The organism is Clostridium estertheticum (assembly GCF_018861295.1).
GTDB lineage: Bacteria > Bacillota > Clostridia > Clostridiales > Clostridiaceae > Clostridium_AD > Clostridium_AD estertheticum_D.
Genome location: NZ_JAHLDM010000033.1, coordinates 1 through 17,181 on the forward strand (window position 1 = coordinate 1; position 17,181 = coordinate 17,181).

Genomic DNA, 17,181 nt, shown 5'->3' on the forward strand with positions numbered 1-17,181 from the left:
GTAACTCCGCCACTAAATAGTAATTTAACACCTGGTGAATCTACAACAGCAACTGCCACCTATACAATTACTCAATTGGATTTGGATATAGACCATGTTACAAATACAGCTACAGCTACAGCAGACAATGGCACTATTTTATCTAATGAAGCTACCTCAACGGTAACATCAACTCAGCAGCCAAAGCTTACACTTGTTAAGACTGCGGGTCCATCAACCTATAGTCAGATAGGGGAGGTAATAACCTACACTTACACAATAATAAACACCGGCAACGTTACGATTAATGGACCATTCAATGTAACTGACAACAAGGCAATTGTAACTCCGCCACTAAATAATAATTTAACACCTGGTGAAGCTACAACAGCAACTGCCACCTATATAATTACTCAATTGGATTTGGATGCTGGTAATGTTACAAATACAGCTACAGCTACAGCAGACAATGGCACTATTTTATCTAATGAAGCTACCTCAACGGTAACATCAACCCAGCAGCCAAAGCTTACACTTACAAAGGCAGCAGGTCCATCAATTTATAGTCAGGTTGATGATGTAATAACTTACACTTACACAATTACCAACACCGGTAATGTTACAATCAATGGTCCATTCAATGTAACTGACAACAAGGCAATTGTAACTCCGCCACTAAATAGTAATTTAACACCTGGTGAATCTACAACAGCAACTGCTACCTATACAATTACTCAATTGGATTTGGATATAGGCCATGTTACAAATACAGCTACAGCTACAGCAGACAATGGTACCATATTATCAAATGAAGCTACTGCAACAGTAACAGCATCCCAGAAGCCTGATCCCACACTTGTTAAGACCGCAAGTCCATCAACCTATAATAAGGTTGGTCAGGCAATAACCTATACCTATACACTTACTAATACTGGTAATATTACACTCATTGGGCCATTCAGTATAACTGATGATAAGGTAACAGTAACTGTTATTCAGCCCTCTGATGGTGCGTTAAGTCCTGGTGAGTCTACAACTGGAACTGCAACCTATATAATCACACAGCTGGATTTAGATACTGGTTATATAACAAACTCAGCTATATCAGCTGGCACCAATGTGGCAACTGCCACAGTAAATGCTGTTCAGAATCCGAGACTATCTCTTGTAAAGAAAACGCTAGATATGAGTAAAATCCCTTGCAAGAAACCCTGCAATGACAAAATTTTTCCTATTAGCATAACCATACCTGCTTGTCTGGTGCAGAGTATTGGCTGGTCAACTTGCAACAGTAGGACTTCTATCATACGGAAAAGCAAGTCTCATGATAACTGTATTATGGATACAAATAAACCAGCCTGTAATGACGGTGTCACCATCATAGCTGGCACGCCTATAAAATGGACCTACACAGTTACCAATACCGGGAATGTTACATTAACAGCCATTAATGTCACTGACAATGTGATTGGGAGTATAGGTACAATTAATACTCTTGCACCAGGTAAAAGCATTACACTGGAGCAGACAGGAATCGCTGTTTGTGGCCTTTACCAGAACATTGGTACTGCTAGTGGCAAGTCCCCAACAGGTGTGGATATTACAAGTTCTGACAAGTCCGGATATATTGGTAAATCTAGTATCTCTGTAATTAGCACTGTGGAAAATAAGATATCTTCAAGTCCCGAAGTTAGATTGCAACTTCGCCAGGGTGCTGCACCAATTGATGGTGCATTCGGACTACCAGCCATTGAAACAGCCAATAACATGGTCACTAATAATGGAGTTGTACAGTTTAACAAACCTCTTATGCCGGGAATTTATCAGCTGTGCCAGCTGGTACCTAATGGTTATATACCAGACTATATATTGGGCGCTTATGGTGAAGAATGGTTTAAACCGGGCTATGCACCAAATGCAGGTGGCACCGAGCCAGTAGTGTGGGTAGCGGTTAACTTTATCGTGAAAAGCAATGGCGCAATTAACTTGCAAGTTAGGAATCGGACAATGAATTCAGTGAAAAAAATTAAAATAAACAATCAAGTTGGCCAGATGCCACTGACTCTCGGATATTGGAGAGACCATTCTTCATACAAAAGAAGTAGCTACAACCAAACTCCAAGGATGCTTTATAAGACTACACAAGCTAATAAGACTATAATCATTGGCATACTGCCTTTGCCAGGAGGAACTACTCCAAATAATGCCGGAACTTCTGAAATATATGCTTATAATATAATGAACAAATTTACCATCAATGGTAAGAAAAAAATGTTCAGCGACCTCTGCTTTAATTTGGCAGCACAGCTTTTGGCATACCGTCTCAATCATGTGCATAGTGCATTATTGAGCACAGTAGCATCCTATGCAGCTGACTATGCGCAAGCAATACTAGTAGAGGAGAACTTTGATGGTAATACGCACGACAACAAACTCTCAAACAAAGTGATTGCAAATATAAATTACCTTACTATGGTTTTAGATGCATATAACAACTCCACTTTGACTTTCAACACATTTGATATGCCTTATCCTGGAGTATACAAGTAAGTTTTGCTGCAGCTATAAATAAACAAGGGTATCCTACAAAGGGTACCCTTGTTTCCTTGATTATTTTCCGCTGGCACCATAATTTGACAACATTCTGGCACTAGGATCATTTACGTTACAGCCTTCCCATTCTTTGTTTGGCATCCAAAAGTCTACTATCATTTCTGATTGTAATGGATAATATTTTTCAAACAATTCTCTGTATAACAATGATTCTTTTGTGAATGGTTTAGAATTATATTTATACTTGTTAGATAGTTTTTCAAATTCTTCATCAGAATAGCAATCCTTGGCATATTCTTTTAAATAGTCTACCATAGAATGACCTACAGCATCGCTAAATGCTGCTTTTTCACGATATAAAATATTATCTGGTAGATAATCACCTTCAAACGAATGTCTCAAAAGGTATTTACCCATGTTGTATTTGTTTAATTTCTTTTCAGGGTCTATGGACATAACATACTTTACAAAATCTAAATCCCCAAATGGCACCCTTGCTTCTATAGAATTTGAGCTGATACAACGGTCTGCACGAAGTACATCGTACATATGAAGCTCCCTTATTCTCTTTTGTGATTCCTTTTGAAATTCCTCTGCATTTGGAGCAAAATCAGTATATTTATATCCAAATAACTCATCAGAAATTTCACCGGTTAGAAGTACTCTGACATCAGAAATCTCGTGTATTTTCTTGCAAATCAAGTACATTCCCATACTTGCTCTTATTGTGGTAATATCGTAGGTTCCAAGAAGTTTAATAACCTGTTCAAGTGATCCAAGAACTTCTTCTTTTGTCATATATATAGTGGTGTGATCACTATGAATGTAATCGGCAACCTCCTTAGCATATTTAAGGTCAATTGCATCTTCAGTCATACCTATGGCAAAGGTTTTAATTGGTTTACCGGGATACATTTTTTGAGCAATTGAACATACAAGGGAGCTGTCCAGACCTCCACTTAACAAGAAACCTACAGGAGCATCAGCATCCATACGTTTTTCTATGGCAGTTACAAATTTATCATGAATTTTGCTGCAGATAACTTCTACGTCATCATTGCAATAATCACCATTTGTTGCCGCAATATCGCAGTAGCATGTAAATTTACCATTAGCATAATAATGGCCTGGTGGAAATGATATGATTTTGTACGTAAGACCAATTAAATTTTTCGCTTCACTTGCAAATATGATTTTACCTGATTCGGAATAACCATAGAAGAGAGGACGGATTCCAATTGGATCTCTTGCTGCAATGAAAGTGTCTTTTTTTCCATCGTATATTACAGTTGCGAATTCTGCATCTAATTTTGAAAACATATCTAGCCCATACTCATAGTACATTGGAAGTAATATTTCGCAATCACTATTAGAAATAAACTTATGTCCTTTTTCTATTAGGTCTTTCTTAATTTCACGGAAACCGAAAATTTCACCGTTACAGATGGATGCATCTGTATTCCTTGTGTATGGCTGCATTCCGCTGAAACTTAAATCCATAATAGAAAGTCTTTGAAACCCTAAAATACCAGACGGTAAAGTAAGAATCTCTGTCATATCTGGCCCTCTAGATTCGGTTCGTTGCAGAGCCTCTGCAAATTTATCATGTTTCATATCTGTTCCTGTATAACACATAATTGTACACATATTAATATCCTCCTTTTAGTCGGAACACGGGGCAATTAAACCCGCTCGCTCCGCTAACAAATTACCCGTTAAAGTCCATTTAGGACTTTAACCTCCTTAATTTTAGATACAAAAAAAAGCCCTCATCCTATAAAAAATAGGACGAAAGACTTATACTTCCGCGGTACCACCTAAATTAGCTTAAAAAGCTCACTTTAATCAGTACGGAATTAATATAAATTCGATACTGTCCAAGATGTAACGGTTTGGCTCCGTCCAATACTACTCTTAATAAATTTCGTTTGGAAGCTCCGGGATGTTCTTCACCATTTGATTAGTATCAGTCTCTCACCACCACTGATTCGCTTTGACTACTTCATAATAACTACTCTTCCCATCAAGGCTTTTATATTGATTATATGAATTTTGTTTTTGAATTCCTTTCATTTTACTTTGTATTTTATAATTCGTCAATAGTTTTATGAATTGTTTTTTAAAATAAAATTCATTTTTTGAAATATTATCTTATCCTTTTAAAGATCCACTAAGCATACCTTGTATAAAATTCTTCTGAAAAAAGAGAAATAATACAAGTACTGGAACTAATGCCATAACAGCTCCAACCATAATAGCACCATAATCTACTATATTTCCACCAGCCCGCATTAATGCTAAAACTAGCGGAATAGTAAAAGAATCTTTAGTATTTAGAACAATCAATGGCCATAAATAATTACCCCATTGTTGAACAAATGATAAAATAGCTAAAGAAGTAAATGCTGGTTTCATAGTTGGTACGACAATCTGAAAAAACATCCTGAAATCATTAGCTCCGTCGATTCTTGCGGATTCCATAAGTTCATCCGGGAACGCCATAAGGTTCTGACGCATTAAGAATACTCCGAAGATACTAGCAAGTGCCGGCAAAATAACTGCTGATGGACTGCTAATTAAATTCATTGCTGAAAGTTGCATGAAAAGTGGAACTAATGTAACTTGCTGTGGTATGAACATGGAGCATACACAAATAAAGAAAAGAACGTCTCTTCCTTTAAATTTATATTTAGAAAATGCAAAGGCAGCCATTGAATCAATTATACAGACTAAAATCGTATATACCGTGGCAATAAAAATACTATTAAACAAATTTCTCCAAATATTAGAGAATGCCATAAGGTTGATGTAATTTTTAATAGAGTTCGTTCCTATAACAAATGATTTAGAACTCTGGAAAATTTGTGTGTTTGTATGAGATGATGCTATGATAGTCCATACAAATGGAAAGAAGCACACTATAGCAACAATTGTTAATATAACATAAACAAGTCCTGACCCTTTTACTCTTTTAGATTTTTTTATATCAGCCATAACTTAATCTCCTTTCGTCACTTTCATCTGAATAAAGGTTAAAATAGCAATCATAACCGCAAGAATATATGCCCCAGCAGATGAAACCCCATAGTTAAATGAAACAAATCCTGTATTGTATAAATATTGAACAATTGTTAAAGTCCCATCAACAGGCCCGCCTCTAGTAATTAAGTTTGTCTCTGTGAATAACTGAAGTACCCCATTTACTGATAAAACTACTGAAAACAGTAACACTGGTTTTACACCTGGTAAGGTTATCGAAAAAAACTGTTTTATTTTAGTAGCTCCATCGATAGATGCTGCCTCATATAAATCAGCAGCTATATTTTGTAGTCCACTTAAGATGATAATGGCGTTATAACCTGTCCATCTCCAGGTTAATGCAGTAATAATTACAATCTTTGATAACCATGCTACATTCATCCATTCAACGGATGATCCACCTAGCATACTAATTAAACTATTAATTAAACCATCTTTACTATTACTAAAGAAGAGTAAAAATACAATAGAATAACTTACTGTATCTATAAGTACGGGCATAAATACAAACATTCTAAAAAATCCTTTGAATTTCAAGTGTCTGCTATTTAAAAAATTTGCTATTACAAGTGCAAGCATAGTTTGAATCGGAACTTGAATAATCAAAATTGTAAATGTATTTTTAATTGCCTTTAGAAAAGTAGGATCCGTTAAAACAAATTTAAAGTTAGACAATCCAACAGGAACGAATTCTCCACCTCTGTATTTTGTAAAACTAATCGCAAGTGAATAAATGATTGGATATACCATAAAAGTTAAAAATATAATTAGAAATGGCGCTAAGAACATCCATGGTATTATCTTTCTTTTGGTGTTTTCTTTCAAAAGACTCACCTTCCTTTCTTATTATGGAAGTCTTAAAAATAAAAGCTTCATACCTATGTTATGGTACAAAGCTTTCATTACATATTAATGAAAGTTTTATGGCTTATTAAAGCTATTTAGCATCTATTGTATTCTGGGCAGCTTTTGTTGCTGCATCTAAAGCAGTTTTAGGTTCCATTTTGTTAGCTAATATATTACCAGCAGCAGTTTTTAAACCAGCTGAAACATCTGTAAAGTAAGGACCCCAAGTAGTTGCTTTAGCACCAGTTAATTTCGAGAAAATAGTACCAACTGATACTCCACCATAATATTCATTTTTAGATTTGAAAAATTCTGTTTCATATGCAGGTTTGTAGGAAGGAAACTCACCAAATTTCATGTTTACATCATTACCTTCGTTAGTTTTCATTGCATATGATAAGAACTCTTTTGCCAAAGGTAAATTTACAGTTTTAGCAGAAACAGCTAGTATAGAACCTCCAGCATTAGCATAAGAGTTTCCTCCTTCTTCAAAAGCAGGCATTTTAATAATACCCCATTTACCAGAAGTAGTTGCACATGAATTTTTCATTGTTCCCATGAACCAAGCTGGATACGCGAATGCTACTAATTTATTGTCATTAATTGCTTTAATCCTATCATCCCATGCATTGGGAATATCCATAGCAACTTTTGCATCAACCATTTTATTAATTAAATTTGAGGCTTTAACCATTTGCTCAGATGCTAAGTTTACTTTACCATCCTTATTATAATATTGTCCTCCCAATTGATTTAGATAAATCATAAATTCATCTTGACAAGTAGAACCATTAAAATTATATGCTTCTAAATAATAATTACCTTTTGTTTTTATTTTTTTCCCTGCTTCAATATATTTATCCCAAGTTGTTAATGTGGAAACATCAATTCCGGCAGCTTTAAACACATCAGTTCTATAGTATAGGGCAACTGGTCCGATATCCCATGGAATCGAATAGTATTTACCGTCCTTTGCTTTACATGTTTCTAATGCAAAATCTACCCAATTTGCAGAATCCGGGTTAACAATATCACTTATATCAGCAAATGACTTTAACCCATAATTGTTATAAAATGCAGGTATATCACGATTTTGAGTTTGAAAAATATCAGGTACACCACTACCCGAAGCAAGTGTAGGTTTAAGTTTTGAATAATCACTATCTGCATAATCAATAATAACCTTGCCGCTGCCTTTATGTGTTAGGTTGAAAGCTTTTGCAATCGTTGTCAAATTATCTGCTGCATTGTTCCATGATGCGATGTGTATGTCTTTACCTGTGCTTTTAGTACTTTCATGAGTTGTAGTAGAAACTGTTGATTTACTATCTTTTTTACCACATGCAGATAGACTAGTAAGCATAATTCCAGTTATTAGAAGACAAAATATTTTTTTCATTCTCATCGTTTACAGCCCTCTTTCTTTTTACTTTTTACCTTAACAGAAATAAATTATTAACATTATATACCACACTAATAGTATATTAATAGACTGTCTTAATATGTTAAATCATATAATTATATTTTTTTCGCTCAGTCTTTTACATCTTATTATATGGAGTGATTTAAATTACTTTGTCTAACTAAGTTAGATGCTCACAAAAAAAATTATAAAAAAGTGTTGACCCTAACACAGTGTCATAGTGTAATATAAAAATAGAGCTTAAGTATATTGACAAAAACTCATAGCCGGCGGAGTGCCTGGCAGTATTGATAGCTCTAAAATCAAAGTTGGAGGTGCAGCAATGAAAACAATAAAACAAGTTTCGGATTTGACAGGAATAAGTGTGCGCATGCTACATTACTACGATAAAATCGGATTGCTAAAACCAAGTAATTTCACAGACTCAGGTTACAGACTTTATGACGATGAAGCTCTTGAAACCTTGCAACAAATTTTATTTTTTAAGGAACTTGAAATACCTTTGAAAGAAGTTAAAGAAATCATGGCTAGTGCCCACTTTGATAAAATGCAAGCACTAAAAAGTCATGAAAAGTTGCTTATTTTAAAACGCAACAGATTAAATGGTTTAATAGAGCTTGTAAATAAAACATTAAAAGGAGAAAATACAATGAGTTTTAAAGAATTTGATATGAGTGAATATTATAATGCACTAGAAGGGTTTAAAACTGAACACAAAGATATTATAATTAAAAGTTGGGGTAATATAGATAAATATGATGAATTTATTGAAACATGTAAATCTAAAGAAACTGAAATTGCTAAAATGGCTATAAAAGAATATGGAAGTATAAAAAAATATGTGGAATCTATGAAGAAAAATTTTAATAGTGATGCAATGACTAAAGCAGAACAAATTGATAATTTTAAAAAAGATTGTCTTTATGATAGACATCCTAAATTAAAAGAGCTATATAAAAAACTTACAGAAGGCTTAAGTAAAGATCCTTCTTCAGATGAAATCCAAGATATTGCTGGTGAAATAACGAGTATAGCTAAAAGAGATTATGAAGTTTTTAAAAATGAGCTTGGAGATTACTATTGGAACATTATGGTAAAGCTTTTGTTGGAATTTCCTAAGGGCTTAGAAAAAAACTATGATGGAAGTGGCATGTCATGGATAGAATCAATGGATAAAAAATATGGACAGGGTTCGTCTAAATTTATGGGAAAAGCTTTAAAAATTTATTTGGGAGATTATGAGCCTAAAATAGAAACACTATATAAAAAACTTGAAGCTGACTTAAGTAAAGACCCTACTTCAAAAGAGATTCAACAAATTGTTTCTGAAATAGCAGATGAGAACCAAAAAATAAATGAATATTTAAAAGTAGATGAGGGAGAAAATCATTGGGGTTATACAGCAGAACTTTATTTGTCAAATCCTATGTATATCAAAGTAATGGACAAGAAATATGGCAGTGGTTCATCTAAATTTATGGGAGAAGCTTTAAAATTTTATGCTGAAAATAATAAGTAATGGATAATGCATAAAAGTAGTGTTTATTCTCAATTAGATACCAATATATGAAGTTAAGTATTTATTATATATATTAAAGTTGAATGAGGGTATAGAACATGAAAAATGACGTGAATTTTGGTTCACGTCATTTTATTTTTCTCTTAATCATTCTGAGTACTGGAAAGAATAAAATAGTATCGCATCCATTTACCCCAGGGGTAACAGTTATTTATTTATTGTAAGTTACTTTTGTCTTTTTAGCTACTTTCTTCGAAATGGAATATATGATATTCCCCAAAACATGTTTGTATAATGGAAGGGGTATTTCCGTCGCATAGGCAACATCAATTAGTCCAGTCTTTTTCCAATACTCATTGTCATAAAACTCACCCTCAGTTCCAGAATGGCTCATCCCACGAAAAATATTATAAACTAACAAACTCACAAATGTTGGAGAATATAATTTTCCACAAGATACATTCAGATAGAATTTTTCAGCAACTAATTTGCACTTTTTAATCACCTTTTGTGAAGGTTTATATCCACCGTAGCTATTAGATATAACTGGAAGTTCATATCCATGATTAAATCCCCAACACATAAAAGTTTCTCGTAAGTATTTTGTGCATTTTCTAGCACCACTCCCACCTGCAGTTGATATTGCTAACATTTTATTTTTGAAAAATTTTGGTCTATGAGTGTTAAAAGCTAAATGATCTATAAAATTCTTCATCAATGAAGTCACATGATTGGCAAAGCAAGGACAAGCGATAATTGTGGCATCATTTTCTTCGATTTTATCAATAAATATTTGTACTTCCAAGTGATGAGGACAACTTTTATTTCCTCTAATAAAACATGAACTACATCCGATGCAAAAGGGGAGATTTATTTCTGCCAAATGTATCTCGTCAAACACTATTTTATTATGTGAAATTTCTTGCATATGTTTTTTTATTATTTCCACAAGCGCCCATGTATTTCCTTTATGTGCACTACCATTAACAATTAATATCTTCAATTAGCATTACCTCCATTCAATTACCCCAGGGGTAACAGTTATATCCAATTAAACATTATTATAGTATAATTAGTATGAAATGTACATTAAAAAACTTAGCAATAACAGATGGTTACTCAGATTTACAAAATAAAACTACAAATGCAACTGTTCCTTGTAGCCAAGTAAGAACTGTAGCAGTCATGATATTTTGCAAAACCACTTAGGGAGGACGTTATGTATAAAATATTAGTAATTGAAGATGAAGAGAAAATCAGGGATATAATAAAAAAATCCCTTGGCAAGTGGGGGTTTGAGGCTTATGCAGTTGATAACTTCAATAATGTATTTGAAGAATTCGCTAGGATAAATCCGGGACTTGTTCTTATGGATGTAAATCTGCCTGCTTTTGATGGCTTTTATTGGTGTAATAAGATTAGAAGCATTTCTAAGGTGCCAGTCATATTTTTATCTTCTAGAAGTACGAATATGGATGTCATTATGGCTGTGAATATGGGCGCGGATGATTACATTACAAAACCTTTTTCAATGGATATACTTATGGCAAAAATAAATGCAATTTTACGTAGAACCTATTCTTATGGAGATACAAGTATGGATACCATTGATTATAAAGGAGTTGTGTTATCACTAAAAGATAACATGTTATATTTCAATGAAAAATCAATTGAACTAACTAAAAATGAATTTAAAATACTATACATATTAATGGAAAAACATGAGAACATAGTAAGTAGAGAAGATATAATGCAAGAACTTTGGCAGGATGAAAATTTCATCGATGACAATACACTAACAGTTAATATAAATAGACTCCGAAAAAAGCTAAAGGAAATTGGTCTTACAGATTTTATTAAGACTATTATAAATCAAGGATATGTTATTAAATGAGGTTTACTAAATATTTAAAGGAAAACCTTAGGCTCTTAGTATTTTATTTTATTCTCATGGGTTTTATTTTATTAACTATATGTTTTGACAGACAAAACCGAGTACTTACTTCTAATGTTCTTTATATTATATTCGTTTCTTTTTTTATGTTAATAATTTATATAAGTATAGATTATTATGTACAATTCCAACATATTAAAAAGCTTTTATTCGTAAAGGATTCAGAGGATAAAACTCCTATTTTACCTAGTCCGATGGATTATAGAGATGAAATATATGCTCAGATAATTCAGATGATTTATGAAGATTTCATCAAAATGGCAAGGGTCACGGAAACAGATTTCAAAGAAAATGCAGAGTTTATGACTGCTTGGGTTCATGAAATTAAAACGCCAATTACTACCTCAAAGTTACTGCTTGAGAGTGAGGAGAAAGGCTGCGAATCATTAAAAGAAGAAATTGAAAAGATTGATGATTATGTTGAAAAAGTGCTTTGCTATTCTAGAAGTAATAGTTTTTCACAGGATTATATTCTTTCAGAAGTAAGTATCAATAAATTAATTAAAGAAAGCATTAAAAAACATTCAATTATATTTATAAAAAAACACATTAAATTAATAAATAAAGTCCCTGAAACATTTATTATAGATACTGATAAAAAGTGGTTGCTTTTCATAATTGATCAGCTCCTATCAAACGCATTAAAATATACCAGTAATGGTGGAAGTATAATATTTAAACATACTGAATCCACAAAAGAAGATTTATTAATAGTAGAAGATACTGGAATAGGGATTAAAAGTGAAGATATAAATAGATTGTTTAAAAAGTCCTTTACAGGTTTTAATGGAAGAAACGAAAACTTGAAAGCTAGTGGAATGGGTTTGTACCTTTCACAAAAGATTGCTAAAAAACTTGGTCATTATATTACCATAGAGTCAGAATATGGCAGCGGAACTGGAGTGATTATTCATTTTTTGAAATGGGATAATTATTATGATGTTACAAAAATGTAAGTTGAAAGAGCAAAATGTAAGCCGAAGCAATGGCGGTATATTTTGCTTTTTTGTATACTAAGAGTGTAAAACATATTCAAAATAATTAATATTACGGGGGTCTTTATAATGACAGAAGTATTAAAAATAGAAAATTTAAGAAAAGTTTATGGATCAAAATTTGGGGGTGTAAAATATACAGCACTTGATAATATAAATTTGAAAGTAGAAAATGGTGAGTTTGTAGCAATAATGGGACCATCTGGTTCAGGAAAAACAACTTTTTTAAATGTAATATCAACTATTGATAAACCAACTTCAGGAAGTGTTTTAATAAGTGGTGATGACATAACCAAGCTAAAGGAGCCAAATTTGTCTAAGTTTAGAAGGGAAAAACTAGGGTTTATTTTCCAAGACTTTAATTTACTTGATACTATGACGCTAAAGGAAAATATTGTGCTTCCCTTGGCTCTATCGAAAACTCCTTATAAGACTATAAAGGAAAAGCTACAAGAAATAAGTATTAAGCTTGGCATTAATGATATATTAAACAAATATCCTTATGAGGTATCAGGCGGACAAAAGCAAAGAGCAGCTGCTGCAAGGGCAATGATTACGCAGCCATCTATGGTACTTGCTGATGAACCTACAGGAGCTCTAGATTCTAAAGCTTCCAAAGAATTACTAGGCTGCCTTGAAAATTTAAATGATAAAAATAAAGCTACAATTATTATGGTTACTCATGATGCATTTGCAGCATCTTATTGTAAGCGAATTATATTTATTAAAGATGGTAAACTATTTAATGAAATTTATAAAGGGGATAAATTAAGGAAGGATTTCTATCAGAATATATTAAAGATTCTTTCAGTCATAGGAGGGGAGACAGATGACCTTAATTAGTATGGCTATAAACAATATAAAGAAAAACTTTAAAAATTACTGGACATTTTTTCTAAGCTCTACTTTCAGTGTTTTTGTATTATATCTTTTTATGTCTATTGTATATAATGAAGATGTAAAAGCCAAACTAGGAGACATGAAAAGCATTATGATTGTATTTATCATAGCAGCATATATGATTGCAGCTTTCTCAGCATTTTTTATATGGTATTCTAATTCTTTCCTTATAAAGTCAAGAAAAAAAGAATTTGCAACTTATATGTTACTAGGCATGTCTAAAAAGCAGGTGGTAAAATTAAATATTATAGAAAATTTAATAACTATAGCTTTCGCCTTTTGCTCGGGAATTTGTTTAGGGCTGATTTTTAATAAATTTTTTATAATGCTATTATATGTAATGATAAGAGCTACAGGTGATGTGTCTTTTCAAATTAGTTTAGAAGCTTTAAAATTTTGCTCTATAGTATTTGGAGCTATGTTTATAATAATTAGTATTCACGGTTCTAAGCTTATATACAGGGATAACCTTATAGATCTTTTCAATTCATCAAAAAAAGCTGAAAAAGGTTTAAAAGTATCCTTTTTAACCCTGATAATTAGCATTCTTTCTATAGTTTTCTTAGGCTATGGATATTATATTGCTATTAGAAATCTTGTTGCTAATATTTTGCTAGCTCCCATAGTAGTATTGTTAGTTGTTATTGGGACTATATTATTTTTTACAAGCTTTACTTCTTTAATTATTTATATTAGTAAAAAGAATGAAAAAAGTCTCTTTAAAGGAACAAAACTCATATATATTTCACAGCTTTACCATAGATATAAAGGTAATGTAGGTACCCTAAGTGTAATAGCAATTACTACTAGTGTAGCACTTTGCGCATCGATTTTCTGCTTTGGTTTTTTTAATAAAGTTGAAGAAAATTCAAGAAATATGAGACCATTTTCTATAGAATATGCAAACGGTACGTATAATACAGATAAAACTTTCGAGAATACTATTAAAAACCACAAAGAAATTTCAGTTGCATATAAAGACAATATGGAGTTTCTTAAAGTAAAAACTAAAGATTTCCTGCTTGGCAATCATGAATTTTTAGTTCTAAACGAGAGTAAATTTAATGAAATTAATAGTCATGAAAAATCGGACATAAAAATAAATTTGAAAAATGATATGGATTGTAATTTCGTTCAAGTAGCAAATTTTGTTTCAGATAAAAGTGTAATTGGTAAAGAGGTTAAATTATCTGGCGGAGGTAGTGACTATAATCTAAAAATAACCGATACTGATAAGAAAAGCTTTATGGCAATTGATGACTCTAAACCAACTTTAATTGTTAAGGATAGTGTCTACTCTCAAATTAAAAGTACAATTTCTAAAGAGAATACCTATAAAGTAACGGGATATATGCTTAATAATGATTTCCTTTCAGAAAATTTTATTAAGGATTTAAAAAGTGTAATACCGCCAGAAAATAAACTTTTAACCTTCTATGAAAGTTTTATGGATGGCATAAAAATAATGGGCATATTGGCCTTTATTGGATTATTTATTGGATTGGTATTTGTTACAGCCACAGGAGGTATTATATATTTTAAAATGTGTATGGAAGCTTCGGAGGATAAAAACAAATTCATAATTCTTAAAAATATAGGGGCTAGTAAAGCCGAAATAACAAAAGCTATCTCAAAGGAACTCATGATTTTATTTGGAGTACCTTTCATTGTGGCAACGATAAATACTTTTGCTGCTTCAATTCCAATTGGAAAAATGGTTGCAGTTAATATTACTAAAGAGTTTATTATTATAATTTTAGTTTATGCAGTGCTTTATAGTATATATTATTTAATAACTTTAAAAGCCTATATTAAAATTGTAAGTAACTAGAAGTTAACTTAAATTCCAATATTGGAATTTAAAGGTGGACATGAACTGAATAATTTAATGTTATAATATTGTTCAACAAGACCCCAAAAATGTAAAATTTAAAAGCATATATCATTTCTATAGTGGAGTGATATATGCTTTTTAATTTTATGAGAAGAAGTAAAAATCAATTAAATAGAATTTCAGTGATATAATAAGACTATAATTGCTGGATTACAAGGATTAAAAACACATATTAACCTTGTTATTGAAGAGTGAAGAGAAAAGGAGAAAAATTAAGGAATGATAAAAAACCTTCAAATAAAAACTGTACAATCAAAAACATTTAAGATAGCATTATCTGCCACTATAGCAATTACTCTATCAAATTATATTGGATTAGAATTTGGAGTAACTTCAGGTATAATTGCGATATTAAGCATTCAAGATACCAAGAAAGAGGCGCTATTAGTTGCAGGTAAAAGAATAATATCATCCACTGTAGCTATACTCTTATCTTTTACTTTATATACACTACTTGGAAATAATCCTATGATATTTGGACTGTTTTTACTTATATTTATACCATTAACCAATATTTCAAAAACCAAGGAGGGAATGGTTATTGGTGCAGTATTATCAACACATCTTTTAACAAGTACAAATATTAATATTTTGTGGATTATAAATGAAGCAAAGTTAACTATAATAGGTATTGGTGTTGCAATGATATTTAATCTATATAGTGCTTCTTTAGAGGAAGATTTTGAAAAAAACAAGGCGAAGATAGAAGAACAATACAGATTAATTTTATCAGATATGGCTGCTAGCTTAGTCACCCAAGCGGTGCCGATTTATGAACAAAATGTACTTTTAACAGTTGAAAAACTAATTGTAAACACTAAATTAATGGCACAAAGAATAAATAATAACAATTTGTTTAAAAGTAAAGATTATTATGGAAGTTATATAGATATGAGAATTCTACAACTAGATGCTATAAAAAGAATGAAAAGGCATTTTTCTAGGGTTTATATGACCTATGAACAAACTACAATATTGGCAGAGTTCACAAATGATGTTGCAGTAAACATTCATGAAGATAATGATTGTATTGAACTTATTAATAAGCTAGAACTACTTAGAAAAAATTATGGGGCCATGGAACTACCAAAGGATAGAAATGAATTCGAAGCTAGAGCATTATTATTTCAATTTTTAAATGATTTAGGGGATTTTCTAATTATTAAGAAGGAATTTAAAGAGCTTTTTAGAAATACATATTGAGACATAGATGTAAAAATATGTTGAATAACACATTTAAATATAAGGTAGAAGAATTCAATATAGGAATAAAGAATAAGAAAAGAGGAAAATATAGTGTTTTGTGGAATATAAATGGTATGCTCTAAATTATTATTATTGAGTAGTTGAGTCGAAAAACAGTATTTTAATCTTACAGTGGAGGGATAAATATGAATAAATCAAATATTATAATAACAATTGATCGTCAGAGTGGAAGCGGTGGAAAAGAAATAGGTGAAAGACTGAATGAAAAGTTGAAATTTTCATATTATGATGATGAGATAGTGAGAGAAGCAGCAAAAGACTTGCAGACTTCTGTTGAAGAGATAGAACCATATGATGAGAAGCAAGATGGTATATGGAAGAATATATTGTCATATTCTGAACATGGTAACCTTTCATCTTTTTCAGACGTAGAAATAATTACAGACGATAAAGCACATAAAGCAGAGTCAAATATTATTATAAAAATTGCAAATGAAAAGCCAGCAGTAATAATAGGAAGAGCAGCATCCTATATTCTTCGCAACCATCCTAGACATGTAAGTATTTTTTTGCATGCTGATGTGGATTATCGTAAAAAACGTACTCGGGAATCCAATAATATATCAGGAGATGAAGCAGAGCACTTAAACGAAAAAATTGATAAGCAAAGATTAAAATATTACAAGGTGTTTACAGGGACAGATATGTACAATGCCTGTGGGTATGACTTGTCAATAGATACAAGTAAATTGGGAATTGAAAAAAGTGAAATTTTAATAATGGAGTATCTGAAAGAAAGGTTTGGGGATGAATTGTTAAAAGCCAAATAATGTAGTTTGAAAAAGAAGGTTATTTTAACAATCTGTTCCGTTT

14 protein-coding genes and 1 other annotated feature are annotated in these 17,181 nt (G+C 31.8%); of the genes, 9 read left to right on the plus strand and 5 right to left on the minus strand.

Annotation, left to right across the window (positions count from 1 at the left end):
• On the plus strand, window positions 1-2,529 hold a 2,529-nt coding region (locus KPL54_RS22630), incomplete at its 5' end, for a DUF7507 domain-containing protein (protein ID WP_216108765.1).
• Window positions 2,530-2,589: 60 nt separating this feature from the next.
• Here the strand turns inward: KPL54_RS22630 and asnB are convergent.
• The 4 genes from asnB to KPL54_RS22650 all read right to left on the minus strand — a co-directional run bounded on the left by asnB (window position 2,590) and on the right by KPL54_RS22650 (window position 7,822).
• Window positions 2,590-4,179 (minus strand): asparagine synthase B, encoded by a 1,590-nt coding sequence (asnB, locus tag KPL54_RS22635; protein ID WP_216108766.1) that lies wholly within the window; start codon window positions 4,177-4,179, stop codon window positions 2,590-2,592.
• Between the two features lie 134 nt (window positions 4,180-4,313).
• Window positions 4,314-4,568 (minus strand) — a binding site (T-box leader).
• A gap of 115 nt (window positions 4,569-4,683) precedes the next feature.
• Window positions 4,684-5,526: a carbohydrate ABC transporter permease gene (locus tag KPL54_RS22640; protein WP_216101701.1), complete on the minus strand. Its 843-nt coding sequence runs from the start codon at window positions 5,524-5,526 to the stop codon at window positions 4,684-4,686.
• Window positions 5,527-5,529: 3 nt separating this feature from the next.
• A complete protein-coding gene (locus KPL54_RS22645) occupies window positions 5,530-6,396 on the minus strand; it encodes a carbohydrate ABC transporter permease (RefSeq protein ID WP_253203708.1) in 867 nt (288 codons plus the stop codon).
• A gap of 112 nt (window positions 6,397-6,508) precedes the next feature.
• The gene (locus tag KPL54_RS22650; protein ID WP_216108767.1) at window positions 6,509-7,822 is read right to left on the minus strand and encodes an ABC transporter substrate-binding protein; all 1,314 of its coding nucleotides are present in this window, start codon (window positions 7,820-7,822) and stop codon (window positions 6,509-6,511) included.
• 340 nt (window positions 7,823-8,162) lie between these two features.
• Between KPL54_RS22650 and KPL54_RS22655 the strand changes: the two genes are divergently transcribed.
• Window positions 8,163-9,359, plus strand: a complete 1,197-nt coding sequence (locus KPL54_RS22655; protein ID WP_216108768.1) for a MerR family transcriptional regulator — start codon at window positions 8,163-8,165, stop codon at window positions 9,357-9,359.
• Window positions 9,360-9,570: 211 nt separating this feature from the next.
• Here KPL54_RS22655 and KPL54_RS22660 read toward each other — a convergent pair whose 3' ends face one another.
• A complete protein-coding gene (locus tag KPL54_RS22660; RefSeq protein WP_216108769.1) occupies window positions 9,571-10,362 on the minus strand; it encodes a flavodoxin family protein in 792 nt (263 codons plus the stop codon).
• A 74-nt stretch (window positions 10,363-10,436) separates the two neighbouring features.
• Here KPL54_RS22660 and KPL54_RS26625 point away from each other — a divergent pair, with 74 nt between their 5' ends.
• The 7 genes from KPL54_RS26625 (at window position 10,437) to KPL54_RS22690 (ending at window position 17,138) form a co-directional block, all read left to right on the plus strand.
• Window positions 10,437-10,568 (plus strand): hypothetical protein, encoded by a 132-nt coding sequence (locus KPL54_RS26625; protein ID WP_268037974.1) that lies wholly within the window; start codon window positions 10,437-10,439, stop codon window positions 10,566-10,568.
• 10 nt (window positions 10,569-10,578) lie between these two features.
• Complete coding sequence (locus KPL54_RS22665) at window positions 10,579-11,253, plus strand: response regulator transcription factor (RefSeq protein WP_216108770.1); 675 nt, start codon at window positions 10,579-10,581, stop codon at window positions 11,251-11,253.
• On the plus strand, window positions 11,250-12,269 hold the full coding sequence (locus tag KPL54_RS22670) for a sensor histidine kinase (RefSeq protein WP_216108771.1): 1,020 nt from the start codon (window positions 11,250-11,252) through the stop codon (window positions 12,267-12,269). The genes KPL54_RS22665 and KPL54_RS22670 overlap by 4 nt, the downstream gene beginning before the upstream one ends.
• A gap of 108 nt (window positions 12,270-12,377) precedes the next feature.
• Complete coding sequence (locus tag KPL54_RS22675) at window positions 12,378-13,151, plus strand: ABC transporter ATP-binding protein (protein WP_216108772.1); 774 nt, start codon at window positions 12,378-12,380, stop codon at window positions 13,149-13,151.
• Window positions 13,138-15,039, plus strand: a complete 1,902-nt coding sequence (locus tag KPL54_RS22680; RefSeq protein WP_216108773.1) for an FtsX-like permease family protein — start codon at window positions 13,138-13,140, stop codon at window positions 15,037-15,039. Before KPL54_RS22675 ends, KPL54_RS22680 begins: the two co-directional genes overlap by 14 nt.
• A 282-nt stretch (window positions 15,040-15,321) precedes the next feature.
• Window positions 15,322-16,305, plus strand: coding sequence for an aromatic acid exporter family protein (locus tag KPL54_RS22685; RefSeq protein ID WP_216108774.1), 984 nt, complete (start codon window positions 15,322-15,324; stop codon window positions 16,303-16,305).
• Window positions 16,306-16,493: 188 nt separating this feature from the next.
• Window positions 16,494-17,138, plus strand: coding sequence for a cytidylate kinase-like family protein (locus KPL54_RS22690; protein WP_216108775.1), 645 nt, complete (start codon window positions 16,494-16,496; stop codon window positions 17,136-17,138).
• Window positions 17,139-17,181: the final 43 nt, after the last annotated feature.